The sequence below is a fragment of the Flavobacterium sp. genome (assembly GCF_017985075.1).
GTDB lineage: Bacteria > Bacteroidota > Bacteroidia > Flavobacteriales > Flavobacteriaceae > Flavobacterium.
On sequence record NZ_JAGNYF010000088.1, the window covers coordinates 1 to 5,410 of the forward strand.

The following is a 5,410-nucleotide window of genomic DNA, read 5'->3' on the forward strand; positions in this document are numbered from 1 at the left end:
CGCTCAAAAATTCGTTTCAACTTCATATAATGATCGTCCATTTTATTAAGTTGTAATTCGTTTAACTGAATAAACTCCATTTTTTTATTTACCACACGGATGAGTCCGAAACCCATAATAGTAGTTCCTGGATCGATACCGAGAATGATGCGTTCGTTTGACATATTTTTTTAACAGATATTCACAAAGTCAGTCGCAAAGTAACGCTAAATTATTTTGTGTCTCTCTGAGATACTTTGTGTAACTCTGCGAAATAACTCTTAATTTTCTTTTCTTTGCAAAATGATTTCAAACAAAACTAAACAATATCTCACACTTATAATAAAACTTACGATTGTTTTTGGTGCTTTTTATTTTATATATGACAAATTAGCTCACGATGACAAACTGAGTTGGACTCAATTTTCAGGGATAGTACAACATAAATTTACTCTTTCTTGGATAATTTTTATGTTTGGATTTAGTGTTCTAAATCGGTTTTTAGAAATTTTGAAATGGCGGAATTTGGTTGAAGTAGTTGAAAGAATTTCGCTTTACACGGCTACAAAACAAGTTTTAACTGGTGTAACTGCAGGACTATTTACTCCAAACGGAATTGGTGAATATGCTGGAAAAGCGCTTTATTTTCCAAAAAACGAAACCAAACGAATTTTGTTTTTAAACGTAATTTGTAATGGAATTCAGTTAATTATTGCTGTTATATTCGGGTTAATCGGTCTTTTATATTTGGGTTATACGTTTTACTTTATAATGCTTGTAACCATCGTTTTCTTCATTGGTGTTTTTATGTTTTTGACAAAAAACGCAAATATAAAAGGCTATTCAATAAAATTATTTTTAGAAAAAATTGGTGAAATACCTAAAAGAACACATCGGAAAAATATTTTATTGGCATTTGCAAGATATGTCACTTTTTCGCATCAATATTATTTTTTGTTTGTGTTGTTTGGTGTGAAAATTGACTATTTTACGTTAATGGCTACAATAACTGCGGTATATTTTATTGCCAGTTCGTTACCTTCTTTTCAATTTTTAGATTTTGTAGTAAAAGGAAGTGTGGCGATTTGGTTTTTTAATAAATTACATATTGATGACTACGTAGTTTTGTTTATCAGTACTTTTATGTGGCTGGCAAATGTAGTTTTACCAGTACTAATTGGGAGTTATTTTGTGTTGATTTTTAAACCAAAAAGAAATAATTAATCACCAAAGTTTATTCTTATTTCTGTAAAACTACTGGTAATTGAAATTCTGATTTTACAGGGATCCCTCTTTTTATAGCTGGATTAATTTTCGGAAAATCAGTTAATCGCAATTGAAAAATGCTATCTAATTGCACTTTATCATATGTAATTGAATCCGAAATAATAGCTTCAAAATTTACATCCGAATTTGATGAAATAATTACTTTTACTTGAATGGTATCTAATTGCGGAAATAATTTAGCAATACTATCATCTTTCAATTTAGCATGTAATTGCGAAGAAAGTGTTTCATAAAAACAAGTTTGTTTACTGTAAGTATCAGATAAAGAATCGCAAACTGTAAATGAAGGAAATTCATCTACTTGTTTCCAATTTATTTTTTTGAGTTCTTGTTCTAATAATACGTCTTCATCCGGCACTTTCTTATCGAAAAACTGACACGATTGCAATAAAAATATTAGAAAAAAAGCAATTACTTTATTCATTTTGATTTTCAACTATTTAGATTTTCAAAAATACAATATTATAGAATATGTTTTATTGATTTTCTCTGTTTTTATTTTAACACATAAAATTCCTCATAATTAGACATAAAAAAATCCCGAATAAATCGGGATTTTTTCTTATTTTATTAAGATTATTTTTTTACAATCTTATGAATACTTTTTTGATTATCTGCTGAAATAACTTCTAATACATATAATCCTGGAGTATAATTTGTTAAATCAATTTCTGTAGTTGAAACAGTTACTTTTTTATTGGTAAGTTTTTTACCTAATAAATCGTAAACATTTACTTCAGAAATAGTTTGATTATTTTTAGATTGAATATTCAATATTGAATTCGTTGGGTTTGGATATACCATAAACTCATTGGTATTAAATGATTCTGATTCTAATAACGCCACAAATTCAGTTGTAAACGTATTTGTTACAATTGCTGGGTTATAGTCAAAATAAATTGATGCCGCGTTTGGAATAATATCACCAACAGCATACCCCGCTTTTGGTTTGATTTTGAAAGTTACATAACCTTTTCCGATTGTAGAGTTGGCAACCGAAACAGGTAATTGAATATTATTAAATTTCCAATTCAATTCTGTACCTACTCTGTCTAATTCATATGCATGACTAGAACTAATCATTGATAATGTACTTTCATCTAATTTACTATTTAATACATCATTGATTCTTACATTAATAGCACTAGCGTTACCAGTGTTTTCAAAACGGATTGTGTAGTATAAATAATCATTAGAAGTAAAACTAGAATGTAATATTTGAGGGCCACGTGCTTCCATTTTATCATTTGGATCGTAAGCATTTACAACCATTTGAGTTAAAGTATTTGTGTTGTTTTCAAGAACTACGTCGCCAGTAGTTGGAACTATAGAAGCTTGACTTACCAAATAATCATTCGCATTCACAGTTGGTATAGTAGGCACTAACATAACTACATCAACAGTTCTTACCTCAAAAGGTAACAAGTTGATAAAATTATAAGTAAAACCTGTTGTTGTACTAGTAGTCGCTGGATTAGTAGATACAATTGATACTGCACTAGGTTTTGTATATGTTATCGTTCCAGAAGGAATAATTTGATTTCCTAAATTCGCGTAGACAATTCTATTAATATAATTAAATCCTGGTCTTGGCGCATTAAACGGAACAACTGCGACTCCTAAATCGTTATAATTTTGAAGCGATGTTACTGGAAAATTATAAGTTGTCATTCCAGCTCCTGTTGGAGTTAAATTCAAAAACTGAGAAGGATTTACATTATACATAGTTGCATATGCTGGGTTTACTACAAAAGAAACATCATATGAATTAGTAGTAACCATATCATAAATACTAAATGATCCTGTTGGAGCTATTACATTATGAACCAAGCCATTATCATTTTTCTCATGTGTAAACTTTCCTAAAGGGAAATTCACTTCTCCAGTATCTTTTGTACCATTATTATTTGAATCTAAAAAGGCATTAAATGTAAAACCTGTACAGTTTATTACCCCTGTAGAAGTTGACATATTATTAATAGTTATAAATCCATTTTGATTGGAGAAATTAGTAACCATCATTAAATAATATTGTCCAGCTTGTGCATTTTGAATCACAGGATATTCAGTAGAAGCAGCTGAATAACTACAACTTACGATATTACTTGGCCCTACTAAATTACAACTTGGTGTACCACTTGTAAAAGGACCGTAAATAATATAATCTACATCTTGATTGTTAAAACTAGGTGCGTTATTTCCTTGTGTAATTACTAAATTAATACTTCCAGAAGCACTAATTGGTAAGTAAAACCATGTTGGATTTGGCGTAGTGCCCAGACATCCTGCATTACTTGTACTAGCAACACTAATTGTATTTGAGAATGGAATTCCTAATGAATTACACAATAAATTAGCATTTGCACATGATGAAGCTAAATTACAATTAGATTGTGCAAAAACAGTTCTTGGGTATATTTTATCACATGCATCTGCAATAATCTCTCTAATAAAAATAGTACTACTAGAAGCAGAAACAGGAACTACAAAATTAGTAGCAGGTGTTAGTGGGTTTACTTGGTTTTGTGCTGCAACCAATGTTGGATAATAAACTAATGCATTATTTGTATTAATTACTGCTTGTGAAGTAGTTAAATCAAAAACAACTTGTTGGTCGTTATTATCATCACATTGCACCATAGGGTTTAAAGCTGGCATAACTTGATAGTCAACAGCATTTATTGTAAAGCCACTAATTTGCATCATATTTCCAGAAGAAATTTCAGTAACTCTAGAAAAAACAGTATAACTTCCTTGATTCACACAATGTGGGCTAACCAATGGATTAGCACCAGAAACAGCATCTGCTTGAGAAGAATGATACGTTACAGTATATAAATTTGCAGGTTGATTTGCTAAAATATTTTGTGTATTACTTGCTAAATTGAAACATCCGAATCCGTTTGTTACACAAGTCGTCATACTTTGAGGTTGACCAAACTGAGGCGGACAAGGCAAAGTAGTAAAAGTAAATAAAGCACTTGGTGCGCTAATAACATTAGGTGAACAAACCGAAACAATTTGAGCTGAACAAGTTGTTCCACAAGGTAAACCAGTTAAAACAAATGGACTCGTTTGAGTAGCAAAATTTCCTGCAACAACTGTTCCATTCATAAATAATTGAATGTTGTATTCTGAAGGTGTTGTCGAAGTATTCGGCACCCAAGAAAGTGTAGCAGAATTGGTTGTAATATTTGACACAAAAACATTCGATGGTGGCAAACATTGAGCGTTAACAGTGTTAATGGCTACACTCAAAAGAAGTAATAATACAAGTAATTTTTTCTTCATTTTATAGGTATTAAATATTAATTTTATATTTTAAGTGGCTAAATATAAGTAATTTATCTATAAAATAAGTATTTATTTAAAAAAATCAGTTCTAATGAAAAAAAAACCTATGAATTACACCTTTGTAAGGCTAAAAAAGTAAATGAGAAGAGTATAAATCAAAAAAGCCATCCACAAAGTGGAAAGCTTTTCATTGGTCTAACTACTAAACCTTTGTCCGCCAAGGCGGACTAAACAACACAACTACGTTTCTCTTGAACACTCAAGATATTTGGGCAAAAAAGCATTCTAATTTCTTAGAATGCTTCCCAAATGTTGCGGTCTGGACGGGACTCGAACCCGCGACCCCCTGCGTGACAGGCAGGTATTCTAACCAACTGAACTACCAAACCGTTGCTGTAATGCGAGTGCAAATATACTACAGTTTTTCTAACTTGCAAATATTTTAATAAAAAAAATCAGAAATAAGAACCATTACTTATCCAAACTTCTGTTTTTCAACTAAATATGTAGTAAGTATTTTTTCAAAATTTTCATCCACTGAAACTGGAACATACTTAATTTTATAAGAAGCGCACGTATTGGCTATGTTTTCAAAATAAGTATTTACTACTTTTTCGTAACTTTCTTTCATGTTTTCGGCAAATACGTTTACTTCTTCACCAGTTTCCATATCGATAAACTTTCTTGGTGTGTTATCGAAATCGAAATTCAACTCTGTTTTTTTATCAAAAATGTGAAACAAAACCACCTTATGTTTATTATGCTTTAAATGCTGCAAAGCACTAAATAGTTTTTCATTATCTTCGTCGATAAACATATCTGTAAACAAAATAATCATCGAACGACGATG

4 protein-coding genes, 1 tRNA gene and 1 pseudogene are annotated in these 5,410 nt (G+C 30.5%); 1 reads left to right on the forward strand and 5 read right to left on the reverse strand.

Annotated features, from left to right (window positions below; all coding sequences use genetic code 11):
* Positions 1 to 164 (reverse strand): crossover junction endodeoxyribonuclease RuvC (locus tag KA468_RS10450; RefSeq protein ID WP_291242881.1); only part of this gene is annotated, 164 nt, incomplete at its 3' end.
* 118 nt (positions 165 to 282) lie between these two features.
* Here KA468_RS10450 and KA468_RS10455 point away from each other — a divergent pair.
* A complete protein-coding gene (locus KA468_RS10455; RefSeq protein WP_291242878.1) occupies positions 283 to 1,203 on the forward strand; it encodes a hypothetical protein in 921 nt (306 codons plus the stop codon).
* Between the two features lie 16 nt (positions 1,204 to 1,219).
* Here the strand turns inward: KA468_RS10455 and KA468_RS10460 are convergent, their stop codons facing one another.
* The 4 genes and pseudogenes from KA468_RS10460 to KA468_RS10475 form a co-directional block, all read right to left on the reverse strand.
* Positions 1,220 to 1,690 carry a hypothetical protein gene (locus tag KA468_RS10460; RefSeq protein WP_291242879.1) on the reverse strand — a complete coding sequence of 157 codons (471 nt, stop codon included), beginning with the start codon at positions 1,688 to 1,690 and terminating at the stop codon, positions 1,220 to 1,222.
* Positions 1,691 to 1,842: 152 nt separating this feature from the next.
* A complete protein-coding gene (locus KA468_RS10465; protein WP_291242880.1) occupies positions 1,843 to 4,557 on the reverse strand; it encodes a T9SS type A sorting domain-containing protein in 2,715 nt (904 codons plus the stop codon).
* Positions 4,558 to 4,875: 318 nt separating this feature from the next.
* A tRNA-Asp gene (locus KA468_RS10470) sits at positions 4,876 to 4,949 on the reverse strand.
* A gap of 86 nt (positions 4,950 to 5,035) precedes the next feature.
* Positions 5,036 to 5,410 (reverse strand): annotated as a pseudogene (locus KA468_RS10475) (DUF58 domain-containing protein); the annotation flags it as partial.